Origin of the sequence: Exiguobacterium sp. s91 (genome assembly GCF_018618915.1) — a bacterium.
In the GTDB taxonomy this organism is placed as follows: Bacteria; Bacillota; Bacilli; order Exiguobacteriales; family Exiguobacteriaceae; genus Exiguobacterium_A; species Exiguobacterium_A abrahamii.
Window position 1 is genome coordinate 184,311 of record NZ_JACSMZ010000002.1, and the last position, 23,294, is coordinate 207,604.

The following is a 23,294-nucleotide window of genomic DNA, read 5'->3' on the forward strand; positions in this document are numbered from 1 at the left end:
AAGACCACCTTGCCTAAAACAAGATGGTCCACTGTGATTGTTTATTCTAGACCGAGCGACTGTGGCAGACGGACTGCACGTGCGAAGGCATTTTTATAGTCCTTTTTCGCGACTAACTTTTCGACTTCACGGATTGCTGGATGCTGTTCGTCCGCGAACGCACCAAGAATCGTCAAGTAACGCTCGTATACTTGATCGTCTTCCTGACGTGCTTTCAAGAGCGCTGTATACAGCATGACGGTATCTTCGCCGTATAAGACGGGTAATTCTTCATTGATTAAAAGTAACGTATCGATGGACTCCGGATCGACCTTCGGATTGTATTCCGTGATGACCTGCTCTGCGAGTCCTTCGAGTTGATCGCGCCATTCGTTGTAACGCGGCTCATCGTTCTCGAGCCATTCAAACCATTCCTCTTCCAACATCTGCTCCATTTGACGTACTGTTTGTTCAAATGCCATTCGTCTCACTCCGTTCCCAAGTTAAATCAATCGTATACGTACCGACTGCTTGTCCATTCATCTTTAATGTATAGCGAAACTGCATCTGCTGCCGTTTCATCTCAATTGTCTCCGTGTCCGTTTCCATCAACATCTGACCGAATTGACTGCCATATTGGCTTTTGGTCGTCTCTCCTAAAATGAAGACGTGATGCATCGCAACAGGACCTTTGCGATTCAAAGCGATCTGGTCTTTTGACCATTTGATCGTCGTATCGATCGGTTGTTCATCCGGCTGAACGAACTTCACGGCAAAACCGTCTTTTGTTTCGAACAATGTGCCGTCCGCCTCAAGTTCGACCGATTCACGCATCGGACCATCTTCGATCGTCGTCACTTGTCGTAATGACACCGGGTACTTTACTGGTTTCACTTCTATCACCTCATCGTTTAGCGTACACGATTTTTTCGTCTGATGCACCTTCTGCTTACATGCAAGAAAAAAACGGATTCGATGTACTTCGAATCCGTTCAAAACATATTAGCGCACACGGTATAGACGAGCTTCGAATGGACGAAGTTCCAGTTCTGTTCCTTCATGATGCATCGTCGGATAGTTGCCAAGCAACATATTGTCCGAGTGCAAGATGATGTCCGTATCGATTTCTGCTGTTTCGCCTTTTAAGTTTGTAACGATCAAGAATTGTTCGTCACCAAACGTCCGTGTATACGCGTAGACTTTCGTGTCTTCCGGTAAGATGAGATCGTAAGCGCCGTAAATCAACGTCTCTTCCATCTTACGGATTTGGATCATTCGTTTGTAGAAGTTCAAGATCGAATCTTCATCCTGTTCTTGCGACGCGACGTTGATGTCCGCGTAGTTCGGGTTGACACCGAACCATGGAGATTGATTTGAGAAGCCACCGTTTTGCTCATTTGTCCATTGCATTGGTGTGCGTGAGTTATCACGAGACGAGTTCCAGATGACTTCCATGATTTCCTCATGTGTCTTCCCGGAAGCGAGTTGCATCTCGTACATGTTTTTTGTCGCAACATCATCATAATCCGAGATGTCCGGGAATTGAACGTTCGTCATCCCGATCTCTTGTCCTTGATAGATGAACGGTGTGCCTTGCATGAAGAAATACATCATCGCAAGCGACTTCGCGCTCTCTTTCCAGTACTGTTCCTCGTCACCCCAAAGGGAGACCGAACGAACCTTATCGTGGTTTTCGAGGTATAACGCATTCCAACCTGTTGCTTCAAGTCCTTTTTGCCATTTCGTCAGCACTTGTTTCAGTTTGACGACGTCGACGCCTTTTTCTGCATCTGCACGCCAGAGATCCATGTGCTCGAACTGGAAGACCATGTTCATCTTACCGTTCTCTTCTCCGACCCAGAGATCCGCTTCTTCCGGTGTGACGCCGTTTGCTTCTCCGACTGTCATGATATCGTATTTCGAGAACGTCTCATCCTTCAACTCTTCGAGATACGCATGGATGCCTTCGACGTTCATATGCATATCGAATGAAGGGACATACGGCATACCGAGCGGATTCGGGAGATCAGCGAATGATTGATCCTTGTTGATGTGACTGATCGCATCGATTCGGAAACCGTCGATACCTTTATCGAGCCACCAGTTGATCATCGTATAGACCGCTTGACGCATGTCGCGGTTTTGCCAGTTCAAGTCTGGTTGACGACGAGAGAAGACGTGCAGGAAGTACTGCTCTGTCTTTTCATCATATTCCCATGCTGATCCACCGAAAATACTTTCCCAGTTGTTCGGTTCTCCACCATTGACCGCATCTTTCCAGATGTACCAATCGCGTTTCTCATTGTCTTTCGACGAACGTGATTCAAGGAACCACGGGTGTTCATCCGATGTGTGGTTAACGACGAGATCAAGCAAGACCTTGATGTCGCGCTTATGCGCTTCTTCCATCAAGAGATCGAAGTCCGTCATCGTACCGAACTCATCCATGATGTCTTCATAATCACTAATGTCATATCCGTTATCGTCGTTCGGTGACTTGAACATCGGGCAAATCCAAAGAACGTCGACGCCAAGATCCTTCAAATAATCCAATTTTGCGATGATACCCGGAATATCGCCGATTCCATCGTTGTTTGCATCGTAAAAGCTGCGTGGATAGATTTGGTAAGCAACTGCTTCTTTCCACCAAGCTCGTGTAATTGTTTGTTGGGCCGTTTCAGGGCGCGGTATCATTTGTGTCATGTGTCGTGAATCCTCTCGTAGGTCAGTCTTTGGGGTGTTGTTTTCATCAGTCATTGAACTTCTATACACATAGCGCAACCGATTGCGCAATTCCTCTACCTTCATCTTATCAAATCCACTTTTAAAGTCAATGTTTCGGGGGTGATTCCACCATTTCACATCAACGGTTGTCACTCTTCGTTCACACTGAATATTTCAGATCGTTTTACATTACATTTACTGAATTATCCTACACTGTTTATCGGTCGATTTCTACCCTTTTGCATAACCTTTCCTTCCGAAAGTGAATCTTTTTTTCTTCGTTCGGGTATACCCTTACCAATGCATGTAAAAAAGGGGGATTTTCAGGATGAAGGGACAATTCTTTATTGGTGGACAATGGCTAGATCACGGACGAGAACGGACGGATGTTACGAATCCAGCAACTGGAGAAGTCGTCGGTAGTGTACCAAACGGAACAAAATCAGACGTCAACGACGCAGTAGAAGCAGCACGGAAGGCATTTCCTGACTGGTCGAAGCGGACAGTCTACGAACGTGCCGAGCTTCTCGAGAAGTTATATGCGAAGATGATTGAGAAAAAAGATGAACTGGCTCGCCTGATGACGCTTGAAATGGGGAAACCGCTCGCTGAGTCAGAAGGTGAAGTGCAGTATGCCGCAAACTTCGTCAAATGGTTTGCAGAGGAAGGAAAACGCGCTTATGGACGTGTCATTCCAACGCATGATGCGAGCAAACGACTTCAAGTCATCAAACAGCCGGTTGGTGTCGTTGCTGCGATCACACCATGGAATTTCCCGGCTGCCATGATTACCCGAAAGCTTGCTCCGGCACTCGTCGCTGGATGTACGTTCGTCATCAAACCACCAACAGCGACTCCGCTTACCGCGCTTCGTCTTCTTGAACTCTGTCAAGAAGTTGGGATTCCAGAAGGCGTCGTCAATGCCGTTACAGGGAGCGGGAAAGCACTCGGTGAATCACTCGCGACACATCCGCATGTCGATAAGATCACCTTCACTGGTTCAACTGAAGTCGGACGGACGCTGATGGCTCAGGGAGCAGAGACGATCAAAGCGATGTCGCTTGAACTCGGCGGACATGCACCGATTCTCGTCTTTGATGACTGTGACCTTGATTTAGCTGTCGCTGAGACGATTAAGTCGAAATTCCGTAATGGCGGTCAAACGTGTGTCTGTGGAAACCGGATTTACGTATCCGACTCGATCTATGACGCGTTCGTTGAAAAACTCGGGCAAGAGACAGCGAAGCTGAAGACCGGAAATGGTTTGGATGCTGAGACGAAGATTGGACCGATGATCAATAAGGCGGGTTACGATAAAGTCAAAAAACATGTTGATGATGCGACATCCGCTGGTGCACGAGTCGTCACGGGCGGAACAGGAACGACGGATGAGGAGAACGATGTCTATTATTATGAAGCAACCGTTCTCGCGGACGTAAAACCCGGCATGCTGATCATGAACGAGGAGACGTTCGGACCTGTTGCTCCCGTCCAGCGTGTCAGTTCTGATGAGGAAGCAGTTCGTTACGCCAACCAGACACCGTTCGGTCTCGCTTCGTACGTCTTTACGAAGGATTACGCGCGTGCGATTCGTGCGATCGAAGGGCTTGATTATGGAATCGTCGGCTGGAATGATGGTGTTCCTTCTGCTGCGCAAGCACCATTTGGTGGAATGAAACAATCCGGTCTTGGGCGCGAAGGTGGCAGTGAAGGACTCGAAGCGTATCTCGAGACGAAGTATATTTCCATCGGTGGACTAGCGTGAACGCGGCGGATTGGTTCGTCCAATGTTTAGAGGCAGAGGGCGTCACGCATATCTTCGGTGTTCCCGGTGAGGAAAATATTACATTACTCGAATCACTCAGTCGTTCATCGATCACGTTCATCACGACACGTCACGAAACGAACGCTGCGTTCATGGCAGCGATGTTCGGTCGCCTGAGTGGGCGACCGGGTGTCTGCCTATCGACGCTTGGTCCCGGTGCGACCAACATGATGACCGGTATTGCAAGTGCGACGATGGATCACTCCCCTGTCGTTGCGATCACAGGTCAAGGCGCGACAGCACGGCAACACAAAGCATCGCATCAAATGTTTAATCTCGTAGACCTCTATCGTCCTGTCACGAAGTCTAGTACGTCCGTTCTGTCAGCGGAGGTCATTCCGGAAATCGTTCGACGTGCCTTCGCGACAGCAAAAAGCGAAAAACCAGGGGCAACCCATATTTCTTTTCCAGAAGACATTGCAAAACAAGAACGTGATCAAGCAGCGACACCCCTACAGCAGGACAGTACACCAACGCATCTCCATTCCTTGACGATTGATGATCCCGATGCCTTACGTCTGATTGAGCGCGCAAAACGTCCAGTCATCATTGCTGGATTTGGTATTCATCGGCAACAAGCACTTGATGCGTTTCGAGCATTCGTCGAAAAGCTCCAAGCTCCCGTCGTCGAGACGATGATGGGAAAAGGAGCGATTTCTTCACACCATCCGCTTGCCGCACACACAATCGGTTTACCAGACGTCGATTACAACCAACGGATTCTCGATGCGAGTGACCTCATCATTACGGTGGGCTACGATATTACGGAGTTACCTCCGCAAAAATGGAATCCGAAAAAGACACCGATCGTCCATTTGGATACGAATCCTCACGAAATCGATGCTTATTATCCGGTTGTCGCGAACGTAGTCGGACCACTCGTCGATATGCTGACTGTATTGACTCCTTTACTGCCCGAGCGTGCGTGGAACGACTGGCAACAAGATCGCGATAAATTACGCGACGAGATTCAAGAAACGTACTCGCTTGCCCTGCCTTTACATCCTCAAAGTATCGTCCGTGAACTCGAACGAACTGTCGGCGAAGATGGCATGGTCTTCTCGGACGTCGGCGCACATAAAGTCTGGCTCGCACGCCATTATCAAACGACACGTCCGGATCAGTTATTCATTTCCAACGGATTTGCTTCGATGGGCTATGGTTTATCGAGTGCGCTCGCAGCCAAGCTGTTATATCCGGACCGGCGAATCGTCTGTGCCGCTGGAGATGGTGCCTTTTTGATGAATGGACAAGATCTCGAGACCGCTGTTCGTCTGAAGCTTCCGCTCGTCGTATTGATTTGGCGTGACGGAACCTATGGACTGATTGAATGGAAACAACAACAAGCGTTTGGGCGTTCGTCTTACATCACGTTTGACAATCCAGACCTCGTTCAACTGGCTCATGCTTTCGGTGCACTCGGTCTCCGTGTCGGTGAACACGGCTCCCTCGCACATTGTCTTGACCAAGCATTTGCAAGTGATGGACCCGTTTTGATTGACTGTCCGGTCGATTACCGGGAAAATCTAAAGTTAAGTGAACGTCTCCGGACGTATGGAGGATGATATACATGACACAACCACGTAAGCTGCAATCTATTTCTGATTTTGATCAATTTGCGTCCGAACATACCGCGTTCGTGATTTGCAAACACAGCACGACATGCCCGATCAGTGCCGCAGGATTCTCGGAGTATACGAAGTTCGCGGATGAAACGTCTGTTCCAACGGCGTATCTTTTCGTCCAAGAAGCTCGGACGTTATCGAATCACATCGCCGAACATTACAGCGTTCGACACGAGTCACCACAAGTGTTGTTCATTCAAGACGGTAAATCGGTCTGGACAGCCTCTCATTACGACATCACAAAAGATGCACTCGAAACGAACGTCCAGTAATGCTAGCTATGAAACAAGCCTCCGGCTGTTTCATACTGAAGACAAAGCGCAATTTTTCTTTAACGAGAAGGATTGTGCTTTTTTTTGTTTACCTCGAATCGTTATCCTAGGAAGCGATTTCGAGTGTACAACATGCTTCTCTCCTCGTTTAGCCTACTAGAAAAACGCTTTCAATCTTACATAAAAAATAAAATTATCTTTCTTAGCTATTATTATTTGTAATTCGAACTAAATCGGATTAAGATAAACTACAGATAGAACGACCGTATAGAAATATGTACCGTTAGTTTAGTTAGGAGGATATTCATGCAACAAAGTGCAACTCACACAGCTCGAGCTCCTTACGGCATTCTCGCCGTTTTGATGATCGGAGCATTCATTGCTTTCTTAAATAATACCTTGCTCAACATCGCCCTTCCTTCGATCATGAAGGACCTAGCGATCGAACCATCAACTGCTCAATGGCTGTCGACTGGTTTCATGCTCGTCAACGGTGTCTTGATTCCGACATCTGCGTTCTTGATTCAAAAATATTCGGTTCGTCGCCTCTTCTTACTCGCGATGACCCTCTTCTCGGCCGGAACAATTCTTGCCGGCTTCGCAGAAGTCTTCCCTGTGCTACTCGCAGGACGGATGATTCAAGCATCCGGTTCTGCAATCATGATGCCGTTACTGATGAACGTCATGCTCGTTAGTTTCCCGATTGAAAAACGCGGAACCGCAATGGGATTCTTCGGATTAATCATGATGGGTGCCCCAGCGATCGGACCGACGTTGTCTGGTTGGATCATCGAGCACTACGATTGGCGGATGTTATTCCACTTCATCACACCAATCGCCTTGATCGTTCTCGTCGCTGGTTTCTTCTTACTTCGTGACGTCAAGGAACGGTCTGCCGCTCGGATCGATCTCGCTTCCGTGGCACTTTCGTCACTTGGTTTCGGTGGCTTATTGTACGGTTTCAGTTCTGCCGGCTCTAAAGGTTGGGATAGCTTCCACGTCTATGGAGCGCTGATTGTCGGGGTCATCGCACTCGTAACATTCATTTACCGTCAGCTCCATATGGAACGTCCGATGCTCAACTTCAAGATTTACCGTTACCCGATGTTTGCCTTGTCTTCTGCCATCTCGATGGTCGTCACGATGGCGATGTTCTCGGGCATGTTATTGCTTCCGATCTATGTCCAGACGATTCGCGGTATTTCACCACTCGATGCGGGTCTCATGCTATTACCGGGTGCCATCTTGATGGCCGTCATGTCACCAATCAACGGGAAACTGTTTGATAAGATCGGTGGACGTCCTCTTGCGTTGACTGGTTTGTTCATCACAGTCGTTACCAGTTACTACTTCAGTCAGCTTGAGATGGATACGACGTATACACATCTGATCGTCCTGTATTCGTTACGGATGTTCGGGATGTCAATGGTCATGATGCCAGTCTCGACGAATGGTTTGAACCAGTTACCAACGCGCTACTATCCACACGGAACAGCGATGAACAATACGTTGCAACAAGTATCCGGTGCGATCGGAACCGCCTTGCTCGTAACGATCATGTCGACGCATGCCAAGACGCGTGGGACAGAACTCGCGGCTGAAGCGGCGAAGAACATGACGAGTCAACCGACAGCTGAAGCGGCTGCTGCTCTGAAACAGCAGATCACGATGCAAGCGACGCTTGACGGAATCAACTATGCGTTCTTCATCTCGACGTTCATCGCTGGTCTAGCATTCGTCCTTGCCTTCTTCATTAAACGGGCGACACAAGCCGAAGATATCATCAGCGATCAACGCTCATTGAACGAAACGATCGTCAAACCACAAGTTTCCAATCAGTAAGTGCAAAAGCAGTCGCCTCTCGCGACTGCTTTTTTTATTTCTTAAGCTATATACTGGTACCCCCCATACCTATATGTTAGAGTAAAGATAACAACAAGATCACCAAAGGAGGCACGACTATGACACACGATCACCCCGTCGTTCCACGAACGAATGAAGAACAAGATGCGTTGATGAAGCGATTGAAGCGCATCGAAGGACAAGTCCGCGGGATTGCTAATATGGTCGCTGAAGATCGGTATTGTATCGACATTTTGACGCAAACGGCATCAATCCAAGCAGCTTTGCGGCAAGTCGAACTACAAATCATCGAACGCCACGTTAAGATGTGCATGCATGAAGTCGCCACCCGTCAAGATAGTACGGACGCTTACGTCGATGAATTGATGTCGGTCATCGCTCGATTGAAAAAGTAAGGAGGGTTTTCTGATGTCAAAAACGATTGAGTTTGATATTGAAGGCATGACGTGTGCCGCCTGCTCCGCCCGGATTGAAAAAGTCCTCAACCGGATGGACGGGGTTGAAGCAACGGTCAACTTGCCGCTTGAAACCGCTCGTGTTTCGATTTCTGATGCTTATGACGATCAAGCGATCATCGAAAAAATCCGAAAAATCGGCTACGGGGCAAGGGTCAAACAAGCACCACACGCAACAAAATCGAATCGCCGGATGCTGTATCGCTTTATAATCGCGGCCATTCTATCGTTACCGTTGCTCGCGAGCATGCTGACGCATATTCCAAACAGTCCGTTCCACCTTCCATTCTTGATGAATCCGTGGCTACAGTTTGCTTTAGCGACACCGGTGCAATTCATCATCGGAGCGCCCTTCTATAGTGGGGCCTATAAAAGTTTACGGAGCGGTAGCGCAAATATGGATGTTCTCGTTGCACTCGGAACATCGGCAGCCTACTTCTATTCCGTTGCTGAAATGCTACTCGTCTCTGATATGCCGCATCTCTACTTTGAGACGAGTGCGATTCTGATTACACTCGTCTTGCTCGGCAAGGTCCTTGAAGACCGTGCGAAACAACAGACGACGGGAGCAATTAAAAGCCTGCTCTCCCTACAAGCAAAGGAAGCCGTCATCTTAGAGGACGGACAGGAACGAACTGTCTCCATCGATGCGATTCAAACCGGGATGATCTTACTCGTAAAACCTGGGAACAAAATTCCGACAGATGGTGTCATTCGTTCAGGCGACGCGTATCTCGATGAATCGATGTTAACCGGTGAATCTGCGCCTGTTCATAAAACGGTTGGGGCATCCGTCATTGGTGGTACGCTGAATACGAACGGATCTTTACAAGTCGAAGCGACAAAGATCGGACAAGCGACGGTTCTTTCACAAATCATTCGTGTCGTCGAACAAGCGCAGACTGAAAAAGCACCGATTCAAAGACAAGCCGATCGGATTTCTGGTGTGTTCGTGCCGATTGTCGTCGCCATCGCGCTTCTGACATTAGCCGCTTGGTGGATGATCAGTGGATCCTTTGCGGAAGCGATTCGTCCTGCCATCGCGGTGCTCGTCATCGCTTGTCCATGTGCACTCGGACTTGCGACACCGACTTCGATCATGGTCGGAACCGGAAAAGGGGCAGAACGAGGTATTCTCTTTAAAGGAGGCGCTCAACTCGAAAATCTCCAACATGTCGATGCTATCGTCTTTGATAAGACCGGAACACTGACAGTCGGTCGCCCTGTCGTCGTCGAAACGTTCGGTACGGAGACAGCGCTCGATTTCGCTGCTGCGCTTGAACGACAATCGGAACACCCTCTTGCTCGCGCCATCACAGCAGAACGGGATGTCGTCTTTGATATCGAACGGTTCCACGTCGAATCAGGACGTGGGATCACGGGACAAATCATGGGACATGATCTCATCGTCGGATCGGCGCGAATGATGCAGGAACGAAACATCGTTCTTCCTGATTGGACATCACCTGGAGCGACTCTCGTATACGTCGCTGTCGATGGAGAAGTCGCGGCCGGATACGCCATCCGTGACGCGCTAAAAGATTCAGCGAAAGAAACGATCCAGCGTTTGCGCCAGACAAAAGAAGTATATCTCTTGACCGGTGACCGCCGGGAAGTCGCCGATCATTTAGCAATAGAACTGGGACTGGATCCAGCGTTCGTCTTTGCTGACGTTTTGCCGATTGAAAAGGCAGATGTCATTCAGTCACTTCAACAAACGAAACGTGTCGCGATGGTCGGAGACGGTATCAATGATGCCCCTGCTCTCGTAACAGCAGATGTCGGCATCGCGCTCGGTAGCGGAACGGATGTCGCTCTTGAAGCAGCCGACGTGACGTTGCTTGGACACGATTTGAAACAAGTTTTACTTGCGATCGAGCTGAGTGAGCAGACGATGAAAAACATTCGTCAAAATCTCGTCTTCGCACTTGGCTACAATACGATTGGCATTCCGGTCGCTTTTCTCGGTCTGCTTGCCCCATGGCTTGCGGGTGCCGCGATGGCATTCAGCTCTGTCTCTGTCGTGACGAATGCGTTACGATTAAAACGTACCCCACTATCTGAAGGAGGAACTTCATCATGAAAGAAACAACGTTATCTGTCATCGGTATGACATGCAATCACTGTAAAGCGAGTGTCGAATCCGCTCTATCTGAAGTCGAAGGTGTACAACAGGCAACTGTCTCACTCGAACAAAACCAGGTTACAGTCCAGCACGAGGATGTTCCTCGTGAACGTCTCGTCGATGCGATCGAAGAAATCGGCTATGATGTACCGACTGCTTAAATTTTCATGCCAAACTGCTTCTAACACGCAGTTTGGCTTTTTTATTTTTTGAAAAGCGGGAATGTACGGAGTAAGGAGGGGTTCGTATGGTACCGAAAATCGAATTCGTAGAACACTTCGACGACAACAAAGGAAAACGATTTAAAATCGAACTTTGGAATCTCGGAACCTTCACATTCAGTGCCGAGTCAGCTCGTGGACCTGTCACCCGTTTCACCTCCATTGACATTCAATTCGTTCAAGCTTGCGTTCAACGAATGCGCTCGATCGTGGACGCTAAAAAAGCATTTCAGGAAGATCAACCGGTCTAATCCTGTTCTTTTTCTATTCTCCTCATGGCACTTGCCATGAGTTTTTTTGTTTCCGGTCAATGTTTTTCAATATTCTCGTCTTTTTTTCGAAAATCAGTATCGCTTCGTCAAGATGAACCGATAAGAAACAGACATCATTTTATTCACATCTTGAGTATTGGAGGCAACTACGTGCGTAACCCTTTTAAAAGTAAGACTACTTCGGCTTATCAAGCTACCATCGGCTTTCCTGATTCCCGTCTCATCACAAAGACGGCAGATCCTGATCTCACATCCCGTCTCGTATACATGGGATATACAGAAGAACAGCTACAGACACTCAAATCGATGGCACCTGTCGTTCAAGGCATCTTAGATGAAGTCCTCGAGCAAGTGCTTGACCATCTATTATTGAATCCAGAGATGGCAACGATCGCGAAACAATCATCGACACGCGAACGACTGAAGAAAGTTTTCGCCGACTATTTCACGAGTCTACTGACAGGAAACATGGACGAGTCGTTCCTCGCGATGCGGACACGGATGGGACAGACGCATAAACATAACTTCGTTCCCGTCACTTGGTTCATCGCTTCGTATGCTGCGTTTCAGACGTTGTTGATTCCAAAAATCGTTGAACATTATCAGCATGACCCAGCGCAACTGACGACAGCAGTACTCGCCTTGACACATGCGATGAACTTAGATGCTCAAATCGTGACGAGCCAGTATGTCGATTCTCGTCTTCATGAAGTGACAGCAGCGAACGAGTCGCGTCGTCAACTTTTGACAGACGTCGTTCGTGTCAGTCAAGAAGTTGCAAGTTCCGTCGAGCACACGGATCATGCCATCATTGAGACCAGCCGTCGTGCCTCACAAGTATTAGCAGAAACAGCTCAGACAGAGCAGACGAGTCAGCAACTCGTCCAAATGACGATTGCCAACGAACGACAGATGCAACAGATGGAGCAACAATTCGCTCAATCGACACAACAAGTCGGTACTTCGCTTGAAAGCATCCATGAATTGAAGACAACGTCGGATGACATCGTCCAGATGACGCAAAGCATCGAAGCAATCGCCAATCAGACGAACTTACTCGCGTTGAATGCTTCGATTGAAGCAGCACGTGCCGGTGAACACGGTAAAGGATTTGCTGTCGTCGCGACCGAAGTTCGAAACCTTGCCGAGAATGCGAAATCGTTGAGTAGCAGTATCAACGGTCTGATTCAAAAGAACAATGGTAATATCACACAACTCGTTTCTCAGATGGAAGACATCACACGTGCCAACACCGCATCTCAGCAAGAATTGCAACAAGTTAAACAAGGAATTCAAACCGTTAAGAGTGAAATGGAGAATTCCCTCACTTTGTTTGGACGCAACAAAGAAAACCTCGGGCAAATCGTCGAGACGATCCAAGGTCTCAGTAAGACGACACAAGGCTTGACGACATTGACGACGGATCTTGTCGCTGCTTCCGAAACACATTAAAAAATAGGCAATTCTTATTCTCGGTTTTAACCGAAATAAGAATTGCCTATTTTACTTTACTCGTCTTGTTCTGCTGTGACGACAAGACGCTGATCGTATCCTTTTGATTCTGAAAACGTACCTATACATGAAATGAGCGTCAGTTTATTCATGACGGTCGCACCGAAGATTGATCCGACAGGTGCTTCATCGACAGGATAGGACATGACGTTCGTCACCACGTACGATACCTGTTGTCCTGCTTTTCCCGTCACTTCAATCCGTTGCCCTTTTTTCATCTTGGCTAAATCATAAAACACAGCGGGACCTTCTTGATCATCTAGATGTCCTGCTAGTACGACATTTCCGGTTTGTCCGGCTTTTGCTCCGTACTTATACCAAGCGACCTGATCGGTCTGTTTCGGAACATCCATCCGACCTTGTTTATCTTTCCCGACGACTTCGATGTTCGCTTTCACATCGAGCGTCGGAATTGTAATACGCGTTGGTATGAACGTCTCTTCGTCCACTTTTTCAGATGGAGTGGACGAAGAAGACGTCGTTGTTTCGGTTTGTTTTGGTTTTTCCGGCTTTGTAGCATCTGGAGGTGATCCCGATTGACATCCGGCTAATACGAGTAAGAGAAGAAGACTACTCTTAAGCGTTTTGTTTACGACGGACGACATACGCTGTTCCTACTAACAAGGCAGCTGCTGCTGCGACTGCCCATGGTGTAGCAGAAGCCGTATCAGATGAACCACCAAGTCCTGTTTCTGGCATTGATGCCATTTCACCACCGTCTGGGATCAAGAGGACTTCAAATGCTGGTTCGCCTTCAAGTAAGCCGATTGCGAGTGCTGTATAGTTTTTGCCACTGTCGAGTTTGACACCATCCAGTGCTTTGACGACATCCGTTGCGCCTGCAGGGCGGACTTCAAGGTCATACGTACCTGCATCGAGTGTACCGTAGTCAGAGACTTTCGAGAATTCAAGGTTACTGAAGAGTGGGTCTCCACCTTTTGGTGCGACATCAACAGCTGGCGCATCTGGTGCAAAGTGTGCGACACGAACCATTGATTTTCCATCTTCGCCTTTACCGTTGTCTTCCATGACCGCGAGTTTGATATCAGCTAGTTTGCCGATTGCTGCGACCGAATAGAATTTACCAGCTTCTACGTTGAGTGTTTGAGAGAGCACAGGATCTTTCGTAGTTCCTGCAGCGAATACTTCTACTTTATGTTCGCCAGCTGGTAGTGTGAGGTAATCTGTGACATCTTTGAATTTTGCTCCTGATACCGCTTTTTTGCCATCGACCGCGATATCGACTGCCGGAGCATCTGGTGAAGCATGAATGACACGAACCATTGCGTCATCTGCTGCGCCTACTGGTAGCACGAATAGTGCAAACAGTAACGTAGCAGTCACAAACGATAAGAGTTTCTTCATCTTTTTTCCACCTTTCTGATTGTCAAATGTACATCGCTCTCAAACCAATGTTCTTACACTTCAGAACATTTCCTTCGTGGTGACATCTTAAACTTAAGACACTGCCGTAAATGTGTAAAGATTTCAGTGTGCTATGAACTTGTTCTACAAACACATTGATTTTTTCTTTCTTTTCGAAATAAAATATTTTAAATAACAATAGAAAAGAAGGTTAAAGCCTATGGATTCCTACGATTTAAAAATTATTAATTTTTTGAAAAGGGATGCCCGGATGAAATGGTCAACACTTGCACAACACATCGGCTTATCGGCACCAGCTGTTGCGGAGCGCGTCGCACGCTTACAAGAGCAAGGTATCATCCGTCAGTTGACGACGGTGCTAGACCCCACCTCCTTTGACTATCGCCTTGCTGCGTTCGTCGCTGTTTCACTCGAGCGACCGGAACATCGGGCACCGTTTCTAAAACGAGTTCAAGAACTTGAGTATGTACTAGAATGCCATCACGTCGCGGGGGACGATGATTACCTACTTAAAATCCGCTGTCGGGATACAGAACAACTTGATGAAATCATCACTTACCACATCAAAGAATTAGCAGGTATCCTACGGACGAAAACGACAATCATCATGCGGACGGAAAAGGAATCGCTCCATTTTCCGTTACCCGAGGTCGACTGATGTTTACGACTGGTTTTGGAATCGGATTTGCCTTAGCCGCCCCCGTCGGTCCGATCGGCCTCTTATGCATGCAACGAACTCTTCGACATGGAAGAGTTTCTGGCATCGTTTCCGGACTCGGAGCCGCTACGGCAGACTTCACTTACGGGATACTCGCGTTATCTGGTTTTTCACTCGTGCAATCTTTACTCACCCAAGCATCTTGGATGCAATTGATTGGCAGTCTATTTTTGTGTTACATCGGCTGGTCGATGTTTCAAGCTTCTTCGAACACCTCGATTTCTGATACGGCCACGTCACGGTTAAGTGCCTATCTTTCCGTCTTACTCCTGACGTTTTTAAATCCGATGACGATCACACTGTTCCTGGCGTTGTTTGCACGCTTTGAGTTAACGATGAAGAACGGACAGGATGCGTTTTTGTTTCTAATCGGTATTTTTCTCGGTTCTGCCGCCTGGTGGGTCATTCTAGCGAACATCACGCACCTGCTCAAACACCAGCTTGCGACACCCACTTTACGTATCATTCAGTGGACGTCTGCCAGTCTAATCATCGGATTCGGTGCATTCGGGGTCATTCAGTTCTTCTTCTGAGCAAAACAAAAGAGACCGACATCACGTCCGGTCTCTTTTGCTTTTTCATTTAATGAATCCAATCATCATTTCGCGTAATACTTTTGCTGCCGCGATCGCTGTCATATCGGATTGATCGTACGCTGGGCATACTTCTACCAAATCCGCGCCGATGACGTCAACGTCTGCTCGTGCGATCATGTGAACGACTTCAAGTAATTCCTTCGTCGTCACTCCACCGATTTCTTGCGTCCCTGTTCCTGGTGCTGCTGACGGATCGAGAACATCGATATCGATCGTGACGTAGACTTTTTTACCGGCAAGTGTTGGAAGAACTTGACGAAGCGGCTCGACGATCTCGTATTTGAAGAGGTTGTAGCCTGACGTCTTCGCCCATTCGAACTCTTCTTTCATACCTGAACGAATTCCGAATGAATAGCAGTTCTCTGGTCCGATCAAGTTTGCGATTTTCTTAAGTGGCGTCGAGTGCGACAATGGCTCTCCTTCATACTCATCGCGTAAGTCTGTATGCGCATCAAAGTGAAGCACGACGAAATCATCGTAGTGTTTATCGAACGCTTTGACGACCGGCCATGTGACTAAATGTTCGCCACCCATACCGAGCGGGAACTTGCCTGCTGTCAGTAACGAATCGACGTATTCTTCAATCATATCAAGTGATTTTTGAGCATTCCCGAATGGTAACGGGATATCTCCCGCGTCAAACAATTTCGCGTCAGCGATGTCACCATCTAAGTACGGGCTATATTCTTCTAAACCAAGTGAGACTTCACGGATACGTGCCGGACCGAATCGTGAACCCGGACGGAAACTGACCGTCCAGTCCATCGGCATGCCGTATAAAATTCCTTTTGCATCTTCGTGAGTCGGTTGACTCGCGATAAAGACTTTTCCTGAATATGCTTCATCAAAACGCATGATCCATTCCTCCTGTTCATTTGCCGTTTGCTGATGCAAACGCCTCTTTACCTGACAACAGAGCGATTTCGAAGATCGAAACCGCTCTGTTCATGTGTGCTATAGTGACTGAACTCAGCCGTTCGTCAAATCTTTAACGAACTTCGGAAGCGCGAAAGCTGCCGTGTGAAGCTCAGGCGTGTAATACTTCGTGTCGATCTCGTGGAAACGCTCTGGTGCAACAGCAAGCGGATCGTGTTTCTTTGATCCGATCGTGAACGTCCAAAGACCACTTGGGTATGTCGGAACGTTTGCGATATAGAGCTTCGTGATCGGGAAGATTTCTTTGACGTCGCGTTGAACATCACGGATCAAGTCTGGTGTGAACCATGGGTTATCCGATTGTGCGACGAAAATGCCGTCTTCTTTTAATGCTTTTGAAATACCAGAGTAGAAGCCTTTCGTGAACAAGTTGACCGCTGGACCAACTGGTTCTGTCGAGTCGACCATGATGACATCATACTCGTTTTCTGCTTCTGCGATATGCATGAATCCATCCCCAACGATGACTTCGACGCGTGCATCGTCCAATCCACCTGCAATGTTCGGGAGGTATTTTTTCGAATACTCGATGACTTTTCCGTCGATTTCAACTAAAACAGCTTTTTCGACGGACGGGTGTTTCAAGACTTCACGGATGACTCCGCCGTCTCCTCCACCAACGACCAGAACCGATTTTGGATTCGGGTGTGTGAACAACGGGACGTGCGCGACCATCTCGTGGTAAACGAACTCGTCCTTATCTGTCGTCATGACCATTCCGTCAAGTAACAACATCGTACCGAACTCGTCCGTTTCAACCATCTCTAGGCGTTGAAACTCCGTTTGTTCGCTCTCATAAACGTGGTTGACACGGAATGTGATACCGTAATCTTCCGTTTGGTGTTCCGTGAACCATAACTTTAATTTTTGTTCCATTTGCGATAGAACCCCTTTCTTTCATCAAGACAAAAGTTGTTCGTATGCGAGTGGCGTTTACGGCGCTTCTTAATCATACAAATGCGAGTATACCGAATTTCGAAAGAAACTTCTATATAATTCGAAAATTTTTGTCTTCCGTCTTTACTCGACGAACGTCACGATTTCCTCAAGCGGACGACGTTGCTTCTCACGTTTTGGTTCTTCTGCCCGGTAACCGAATGCGACCATGACCGGCACCGTGAAAACAGAACGATCGAGCAGTCCACGATCGACGAGTAATTGCTCGACAGCTTGCTGGTCGAATCCTTCGATTGGGCATGAATCGACACCGATTTGTGCTGCCGTCGACATCATGTTCCCAAGTGCGATATAGGCTTGTTTAGCTGCCCAGTCTTCCATCGCTTTTGGGTTATCACCAATCGCAAAATCCTCCTCTAAAAACAGACCGTAACGCTTCGTCCGTCCGGCTTTCGCTTCTTCGGATAGACCAAGGAAATCCATCATCTGCGTGACATGCGGACCATCTGCCTGCATTTGTTCTCCGGTACGGGCAAGGAACAAGACGAAGTGACTCGCTGTCGGTAATTGTCCTTGTGCGCCCCAAGAAATTTCTTTTAAGGCTTCTCGGATTTCTGGATTTTGAATAACGAGCATGTTCCATGGCTCATATCCGAACGAGCTCGGTGACAGACGCGCCGTTTCTAAAATGAACCGGAAATCGTCTTCTGGGATCATTTGACCATTAAATGCCTTTGTCGCATGACGAGATTGAAATGCTTCAAGAATTGTTTGTTTTTGTTGTTGTTTTTTCATGAGAAATGCCTCCTTCAAAATGATGACTGCTTTTGTTATATCAAATCTGATTTTAGACCGCCTCTGATTTGCTCATATCAAGCTTTACGTTAGTTTTAAGACGAAACGGGAAATAATAGTATTAACGTTTTCTTTTTCTTTATTTCCACATTATTTTAAAAACGCTTGATTGCAATCTTTTTTGCTTAACCTTCCTTGAAAAACATTGATTTCTTTATTCTCATTTCCCGGTCGATTTGCTTTTCCACACAAATGTTTGTTACGGTAGTACCCTGCGTGATTAGGTTTTGTTATCGGAACGATGGGGTAATGATAATGTCGTTGCCATCATTTGATACAGAACAACTATGTAAAATTCGAAAGAAGGTGTTGAACACGATGGAAAATAATCGAAAAAGTAAGATCACAAAAGTCTTTATGGTATCCGTCATTTTCTGTGTGCTCTTTACCATATGGGGAATCTTACCGGAATCCCTAATCGGTGCAGCTAGTCTCGGAAATGTCACAGCTCAAGCACAATCCTTTGTCTCTAACGGATTTGGCTGGCTTTATCTTCTCGGCATGAGTGCTTTTTTAATCATTGCTATCTTTTTAATCTTTTCCCGCTTTGGTTCAATCCGACTCGGTAAGGATTCGGACCGTCCTGAATATGGTCTCATTTCTTGGTTTGCGATGCTCTTCAGTGCTGGTATGGGAATCGGGCTTGTCTTCTGGGGTGTCTCAGAGCCATTGACGCACTTCCATACACCGCCAGTCGCAACAGATGATCCAACGGAAGCAGCACGCCTCGCGATGCGCTATTCATTCTTCCACTGGGGATTACATCCTTGGGCATTATACGCGATCGTCGCGCTTGCTATCGCTTACTCGACGTTCCGAAAAGGACGTCCGGCTACGATTGGTGACACTGTCGCTTCATTGATGAAGCCACGGTATGCTTCTGCCGGTAAAGGTACCGTCGAAGTACTCGCTATCGTCGCAACGGCATTTGGTGTCGCGACGTCGCTCGGTCTCGGTGCACAACAAATCTCAGGTGGACTGAACTTCCTAACGAGTAGTATTCCCAACTCCTTCCTGACACAAATGATCATCATTGTCGTTGTGTCAGTCCTTTACATGATAAGTGCGGCATCAGGACTCGATAAAGGAATCGTTCGTCTCAGTAATGCCAACATCGTTCTCGCTGTTCTATTGATGATTGGCGTCCTGTTCCTCGGACCGTTCAGTTTCATCATGGACCTCTTCGTGCAAACAACAGGTGCTTATTTGCAAAACTTACCGGTCATGAGTTTCCGGGCATCTGCCTTTAATCCAGACGAACGAGGCTGGATCAACGATTGGACGATCTTCTACTGGGCATGGTGGATTTCCTGGTCACCATTCGTCGGTACGTTCATCGCCCGTGTCTCGAAAGGACGGACGATTCGTGAGTTCGTCATCGGGATTATGCTCGTCCCAACGATCTTTGGTCTCCTTTGGTTCTCTGTCTTCGGTGGATCAGCGATTTGGAACGAATTGTTCCAAAATGTCGATCTGATCTCGACGGTCAACGATAAAGGAGTCGAAACCGGTATGTTTGCTCTGTTTGAAACATTCGGTGGCTTAGGCACGTTCCTTAGCATCGTCGCTGTCTTCTTGATTACGACGTTCTTCATTACTTCGGCTGACTCCGCGACATATGTTCTCGGTATGCTATCGTCTGGTGGTAGTCTCATGCCAAGCTTACGCATCAAGCTTGCTTGGGGTATCATCCAGTCTTCAATCGCCGCCGTCTTACTTTATGCCGGAGGATTGAGTGCCCTACAGGCAGCAGCTGTTCTAGCCGCCTTCCCGTTCATCTTCGTCGTCGGAATGATGGTCATCGCTCTGTTCAAAGATTTATCGGAAGAACCCGATGCGCAAAAAGAAGTCACAGACTTAAAACAAGATGCCTAACTCGTTTTGAATTCCTCCTTCCGTCGCATACGGAAGGAGGTCTTTTTTGTTATCCTGAATTATGCGAAGTAGAAAGAAATGAGGTGGCTCATGCGAAAACGTACACGCTGGTTAGTATCCCTCAGCGTCCTCGCATTAGGAAGCTGGTTTTTATATCGTGAAAATAACATCATTGATGTCTCACAGGTGACGGTTACGTCAAATCGCTTACCGGAAGCATTTGATGGTTATCGTGTCGTCCAAGTAGCAGATTTACATGGCAAGGCGTTCGGGAATGAACAAGAACGACTACTGAAGAAAATTGATCGCGAAAAGCCGGATCTCGTCGTCATGACTGGCGATTTGATTGACTCGAGGCGAAACGGTGAAGAAGCTGCCCTTACACTCATGAAAGCGCTCGTTGATCGATACCCGGTCTACTTCGTCACCGGGAATCATGAGGTTCGGCTCAATCTAACGATTTTGCCAAAGCTTGAGCAACTGGGTGTCACCGTTCTCCGAAATCAATCACGTGTCATCGAATACCAAGGTCAATCAATTTCGCTGATTGGTATCGATGACCCGACGACGACACGGTGGCGCGAAGGGCTATCAGAACCGGATGGCATTCGTCAAAGTCTCGATCAAGCATTGCAAGACGTATCACCTGATGCGTTTCGACTTTTGCTTGCACATCGTCCGGAATATAAATCCTTGTATGCCGAGCGTTCCGTTGATCTTGTCTTATCCGGTCACGCCCACGGCGGACAGATCCGCCTGCCGTTTACGGAAGGTCTGTATGCGCCTGGTCAAGGATTCTTTCCAACCGTGACGGCAGGTCGCTATCAGGAACAGCAGACCGAACTGATCGTCAGTCGTGGTCTCGGAAACAGCCTGTTTCCGTTTCGTCTGTTCAATCATCCAGAACTCGTCGTCTTGACGCTGAAACGACCATGAAAAAAGAACGTGTGCCGCGGCACACGTTCTTTTGTTTAGACCAACGCTTCATGTAAAGCAGCGTCAGCATTTTCCCACATCTCAGGTTTGTGTGTCTGCAAGAAATCACGTAACAATTCTTTTGAACGCTCATCCATATGATCGACGACAATCCGTCCTTTAAGAGATTTATCCATCTTATTGACGTGATCAGCAAGAATCTTGAATCCGCGACGCGCTTCCGCATCGACTAGCAGATCGCACGCAGCCACACCGCCGTAATAGAATCCTTCTGGCTTACGACCGACCGTCACCCAGACGATCCAGTACAGTTTGCCATTCGGCGTATCGGCTTTATCCGTCGTGAACTTGACGCGTTTCTCGATTGCTGCTTTCGCGTGCATCGCACCCATGTCGATGTAAGCTTCACCGTCTTCAGGAGAAATGATGACTGGTGACATACTATTTAAGCTAAGTGTCCCGACACCAAATCCACCATGACCGTCTGTTGAGTTATCTGAAATGATATTGAAGTTAATCTTTTTTTCCATCGTGTTTTGTCCCCTTTTAATCCTGTTGCTTCTATCATACCGTATTCCGAGGTGTCTGCAACCAGTCACTCATAACGAAGTAACTGTAATTGTTCCTCTGATGCTCGGCGAATCGTCGGGAGACGATAACACGTCATGGACGCAATTTCCTCATGTGCCGGAGGATTGACCTCTTCAAGATGAAGCAAAGCGCGGTCAAACAGGGTTTGCGCCGCGCGACCGAACAAGAAGAGACGTTCCAGCGAGGAACACCGCGACCGAATCGCACGTAACTGATGCGCGAGTTCTCGTACCTTCGCCTCGACCTCTTCTTCCATGTCAGCTGTCGGTTTTCGATTTTGAAACAACGGTTTGAAACGTACATCGTCTTCAAGCAACGTCAACATCCCGTATCGCTTTGCTTCTTTTTGATTCAGCAGTTGAGCGAGTTCTTTATCCGTTACGAGTCGTCCGAATGGAATGTTCTGTTCAAAAACGATATCTGAGACTTCGAGTCCTTTTGCACCAGACAACGGATAATTCGTATCTTCCGGTAACGCCCGATCAAAAATCAGTAACGTATGAATCTTCTTCCGTATGATTGCGTCCATATGTCTCTCCTTTTCTGCCGTATGTGTATGACTACCTTCGCTTCCGACAATAATAGCTCCTACCTTATACCCTTCTTTTTCGAAAACGATGTTCGAATTGACGAATCCCCTATCGAATGCGCTATACTGATGGCGTATCGTCATCATGCTAGAGGGGGAAATGAAGTCATGCCATATGTTACGGTTAAAATGTTATCGGGTCGTACAGTCGAACAAAAACGCGCTTTGATTGAAAAAGTCACGGAAGCGGTGTCGGAAACGACGAATGCTCCTAAAGAAAACATCACGGTCTTCATCGAAGAGATGGAAAAAACAGATTACGGTCAAGCTGGCGTCATGTTCGCGGATAAATAAACAACAAGAGACGTCCGGTCGTTACCGTGCGTCTCTTTTTCCCATCTACTTGATCTCTAAGGAGGAATTCTTATGACTACTGTTACTGTACTTGGTGCGACCGGTCGAACGGGTCGACCTTTGATTGATCGATTATTAGAAGATGGCTACGACGTTCGTGCACTCGTACGTTCCACGTCACCGGGCTTACCCGTCCATGATCGCCTTCATATCCTGACGGGAGATGCGACAAATCCAGATGATCTCGAACAAGCACTCGCAGGAAGTACCGCTGTCTTCAGTTGTCTCGGTACCGATCAACAGCAGGTACTCTCGACAGCGATTCCACATCTCGTCACGAAGATGAAGGAAGTAGGTATCGAACGGATCGTCTTCATCGGTACAGCAGGCATTCTCGATGCATCAGAAGAACCAGGAAAGTATCGTTTCCAATCGAGTGAGTCCCGTCGACGCTCGACGATTGCAGCAGAGGATCACTTGAAAGCTTATTTGACCTTAAAGGATGCAGACGTCGACTTCACCGTCATCTGCCCAACACAACTGACGGAAGACAAAGCACTTGCTGCTGACGACCTGTTGATCGAGACGACACGCTTCACTGCACCGACAGGACCGATTCCCCGGGAAAACGTCGCGCAGTTCGCCGTTGAAGTCTACCGTGACGGAACCCATCATCGCGTCCGTGTCGGGATTGCGTCGCACGGTACGACTAAATGACAGACAAAAAGAGCAATGGATCAATGATCCA

Annotated in this window: 25 protein-coding genes; 15 read left to right on the forward strand and 10 right to left on the reverse strand. The window is 47.7% G+C overall.

All coding sequences use genetic code 11. The annotated features are described in order from the left end of the window. Window positions 1-41: 41 nt before the first annotated feature. The 3 genes from KNQ06_RS12370 to KNQ06_RS12380 all read right to left on the reverse strand — a co-directional run bounded on the left by KNQ06_RS12370 (window position 42) and on the right by KNQ06_RS12380 (window position 2,640). Window positions 42-461, reverse strand: a complete 420-nt coding sequence (locus KNQ06_RS12370) for a hypothetical protein (protein ID WP_050677289.1) — start codon at window positions 459-461, stop codon at window positions 42-44. Further along, window positions 451-873 carry a YwiB family protein gene (locus KNQ06_RS12375; protein ID WP_231681721.1) on the reverse strand — a complete coding sequence of 141 codons (423 nt, stop codon included), beginning with the start codon at window positions 871-873 and terminating at the stop codon, window positions 451-453. Before KNQ06_RS12375 ends, KNQ06_RS12370 begins: the two co-directional genes overlap by 11 nt. A gap of 108 nt (window positions 874-981) precedes the next feature. After that, a complete protein-coding gene (locus KNQ06_RS12380) occupies window positions 982-2,640 on the reverse strand; it encodes a glycoside hydrolase family 13 protein (protein ID WP_035399261.1) in 1,659 nt (552 codons plus the stop codon). 391 nt (window positions 2,641-3,031) lie between these two features. On the opposite strand from KNQ06_RS12380, the gene KNQ06_RS12385 reads away from it, so the two are divergent. From KNQ06_RS12385 to KNQ06_RS12425, 9 genes are all read left to right on the forward strand, one after another. Then, complete coding sequence (locus KNQ06_RS12385) at window positions 3,032-4,468, forward strand: NAD-dependent succinate-semialdehyde dehydrogenase (protein WP_023466816.1); 1,437 nt, start codon at window positions 3,032-3,034, stop codon at window positions 4,466-4,468. Beyond that, window positions 4,465-6,093: an acetolactate synthase large subunit gene (locus KNQ06_RS12390; RefSeq protein ID WP_215148475.1), complete on the forward strand. Its 1,629-nt coding sequence runs from the start codon at window positions 4,465-4,467 to the stop codon at window positions 6,091-6,093. Before KNQ06_RS12385 ends, KNQ06_RS12390 begins: the two co-directional genes overlap by 4 nt. A 5-nt stretch (window positions 6,094-6,098) precedes the next feature. Next, on the forward strand, window positions 6,099-6,425 hold the full coding sequence (ytxJ, locus tag KNQ06_RS12395; protein WP_029343222.1) for a bacillithiol system redox-active protein YtxJ: 327 nt from the start codon (window positions 6,099-6,101) through the stop codon (window positions 6,423-6,425). A 306-nt stretch (window positions 6,426-6,731) separates the two neighbouring features. Further along, window positions 6,732-8,267: a DHA2 family efflux MFS transporter permease subunit gene (locus tag KNQ06_RS12400; protein ID WP_029343221.1), complete on the forward strand. Its 1,536-nt coding sequence runs from the start codon at window positions 6,732-6,734 to the stop codon at window positions 8,265-8,267. 119 nt (window positions 8,268-8,386) lie between these two features. After that, window positions 8,387-8,683 carry a metal-sensitive transcriptional regulator gene (locus KNQ06_RS12405; protein WP_023466810.1) on the forward strand — a complete coding sequence of 99 codons (297 nt, stop codon included), beginning with the start codon at window positions 8,387-8,389 and terminating at the stop codon, window positions 8,681-8,683. A gap of 13 nt (window positions 8,684-8,696) precedes the next feature. Further along, complete coding sequence (locus tag KNQ06_RS12410) at window positions 8,697-10,826, forward strand: heavy metal translocating P-type ATPase (protein ID WP_215148477.1); 2,130 nt, start codon at window positions 8,697-8,699, stop codon at window positions 10,824-10,826. Beyond that, window positions 10,823-11,029, forward strand: coding sequence for a cation transporter (locus KNQ06_RS12415; protein WP_035399161.1), 207 nt, complete (start codon window positions 10,823-10,825; stop codon window positions 11,027-11,029). Before KNQ06_RS12410 ends, KNQ06_RS12415 begins: the two co-directional genes overlap by 4 nt. 86 nt (window positions 11,030-11,115) lie before the next feature. Next, entirely contained in the window at window positions 11,116-11,340 is a 225-nt protein-coding gene (locus KNQ06_RS12420; protein ID WP_023466807.1) for a hypothetical protein, read from the forward strand. Window positions 11,341-11,511: 171 nt separating this feature from the next. Continuing rightward, a complete protein-coding gene (locus tag KNQ06_RS12425; protein ID WP_029343217.1) occupies window positions 11,512-12,813 on the forward strand; it encodes a globin-coupled sensor protein in 1,302 nt (433 codons plus the stop codon). Window positions 12,814-12,869: 56 nt separating this feature from the next. Here KNQ06_RS12425 and KNQ06_RS12430 read toward each other — a convergent pair whose 3' ends face one another. Both KNQ06_RS12430 and KNQ06_RS12435 read right to left on the reverse strand, forming a co-directional pair. Next, entirely contained in the window at window positions 12,870-13,478 is a 609-nt protein-coding gene (locus KNQ06_RS12430; protein WP_215148479.1) for a class F sortase, read from the reverse strand. Next, window positions 13,450-14,238 carry a DUF4397 domain-containing protein gene (locus KNQ06_RS12435; RefSeq protein WP_023466804.1) on the reverse strand — a complete coding sequence of 263 codons (789 nt, stop codon included), beginning with the start codon at window positions 14,236-14,238 and terminating at the stop codon, window positions 13,450-13,452. The genes KNQ06_RS12430 and KNQ06_RS12435 overlap by 29 nt, the downstream gene beginning before the upstream one ends. A 220-nt stretch (window positions 14,239-14,458) precedes the next feature. Between KNQ06_RS12435 and KNQ06_RS12440 the strand changes: the two genes are divergently transcribed. Further along, the gene (locus KNQ06_RS12440; RefSeq protein ID WP_050677294.1) at window positions 14,459-14,917 is read left to right on the forward strand and encodes an Lrp/AsnC family transcriptional regulator; all 459 of its coding nucleotides are present in this window, start codon (window positions 14,459-14,461) and stop codon (window positions 14,915-14,917) included. Then, complete coding sequence (locus tag KNQ06_RS12445; protein WP_215148481.1) at window positions 14,917-15,510, forward strand: LysE family translocator; 594 nt, start codon at window positions 14,917-14,919, stop codon at window positions 15,508-15,510. Before KNQ06_RS12440 ends, KNQ06_RS12445 begins: the two co-directional genes overlap by 1 nt. A gap of 45 nt (window positions 15,511-15,555) precedes the next feature. Here KNQ06_RS12445 and speB read toward each other — a convergent pair whose 3' ends face one another. From speB to KNQ06_RS12460, 3 genes are all read right to left on the reverse strand, one after another. Then, on the reverse strand, window positions 15,556-16,428 hold the full coding sequence (speB, locus tag KNQ06_RS12450) for an agmatinase (protein WP_023466800.1): 873 nt from the start codon (window positions 16,426-16,428) through the stop codon (window positions 15,556-15,558). Window positions 16,429-16,542: 114 nt separating this feature from the next. Next, window positions 16,543-17,385, reverse strand: coding sequence for a polyamine aminopropyltransferase (gene speE / locus KNQ06_RS12455; protein ID WP_023466799.1), 843 nt, complete (start codon window positions 17,383-17,385; stop codon window positions 16,543-16,545). A gap of 144 nt (window positions 17,386-17,529) precedes the next feature. Continuing rightward, the gene (locus KNQ06_RS12460) at window positions 17,530-18,201 is read right to left on the reverse strand and encodes an NAD(P)H-dependent oxidoreductase (protein ID WP_214805903.1); all 672 of its coding nucleotides are present in this window, start codon (window positions 18,199-18,201) and stop codon (window positions 17,530-17,532) included. Between the two features lie 378 nt (window positions 18,202-18,579). Here KNQ06_RS12460 and KNQ06_RS12465 point away from each other — a divergent pair, with 378 nt between their 5' ends. Together KNQ06_RS12465 and KNQ06_RS12470 are read left to right on the forward strand one after the other, a co-directional pair. After that, window positions 18,580-20,136, forward strand: a complete 1,557-nt coding sequence (locus tag KNQ06_RS12465) for a BCCT family transporter (protein ID WP_214724867.1) — start codon at window positions 18,580-18,582, stop codon at window positions 20,134-20,136. Window positions 20,137-20,226: 90 nt separating this feature from the next. Further along, on the forward strand, window positions 20,227-21,072 hold the full coding sequence (locus KNQ06_RS12470) for a metallophosphoesterase (protein ID WP_023466795.1): 846 nt from the start codon (window positions 20,227-20,229) through the stop codon (window positions 21,070-21,072). 35 nt (window positions 21,073-21,107) lie between these two features. On the opposite strand, the gene KNQ06_RS12475 is transcribed toward KNQ06_RS12470, so the two are convergent. Further along, window positions 21,108-21,602, reverse strand: a complete 495-nt coding sequence (locus tag KNQ06_RS12475; protein WP_023466794.1) for a YwhD family protein — start codon at window positions 21,600-21,602, stop codon at window positions 21,108-21,110. A 65-nt stretch (window positions 21,603-21,667) separates the two neighbouring features. Continuing rightward, complete coding sequence (locus KNQ06_RS12480; protein WP_058265479.1) at window positions 21,668-22,192, reverse strand: hypothetical protein; 525 nt, start codon at window positions 22,190-22,192, stop codon at window positions 21,668-21,670. A gap of 168 nt (window positions 22,193-22,360) precedes the next feature. Here KNQ06_RS12480 and KNQ06_RS12485 point away from each other — a divergent pair, with 168 nt between their 5' ends. Together KNQ06_RS12485 and KNQ06_RS12490 are read left to right on the forward strand one after the other, a co-directional pair. After that, window positions 22,361-22,546 (forward strand): 2-hydroxymuconate tautomerase, encoded by a 186-nt coding sequence (locus tag KNQ06_RS12485; RefSeq protein WP_023466792.1) that lies wholly within the window; start codon window positions 22,361-22,363, stop codon window positions 22,544-22,546. A gap of 72 nt (window positions 22,547-22,618) precedes the next feature. Further along, window positions 22,619-23,263 carry an NAD(P)-dependent oxidoreductase gene (locus KNQ06_RS12490; RefSeq protein WP_215148483.1) on the forward strand — a complete coding sequence of 215 codons (645 nt, stop codon included), beginning with the start codon at window positions 22,619-22,621 and terminating at the stop codon, window positions 23,261-23,263. The last annotated feature ends 31 nt before the right edge of the window (window positions 23,264-23,294 follow it).